At 51.8% G+C, this 284-nt stretch carries 1 tRNA gene and 1 rRNA gene; both read left to right on the forward strand.

Annotated features, from left to right (window positions below):
* Positions 1-74 (forward strand): 5S ribosomal RNA (gene rrf / locus ACUYLD_RS25620); the annotation flags it as partial.
* A gap of 70 nt (positions 75-144) precedes the next feature.
* Positions 145-220, forward strand: a tRNA-Ala gene (locus ACUYLD_RS25625).
* The last annotated feature ends 64 nt before the right edge of the window (positions 221-284 follow it).

The raw sequence follows: 284 nt of genomic DNA on the forward strand, positions 1-284 counted from the left end.
ACACGACCGTTAAGCCCTCCAGCGCCGATGGTACTTGGACCGCAGGGTCCTGGGAGAGTAGGACGTCGCCAAGCAACCCCATAATGGGGATTTTTTTTCGCCTATCAGGCTATTGATTATACATACAAAATTGATTTTTTAGATGGGGCTATAGCTCAGCTGGGAGAGCGCCTGCCTTGCACGCAGGAGGTCAGGGGTTCGATCCCCCTTGGCTCCACCAATATTCCCTGATAGCTCAGTTGGTAGAGCACTCGACTGTTAATCGAGTTGTCACAGGTTCGAGT

The organism is Paenibacillus sp. SER-28 (genome assembly GCF_052906305.1).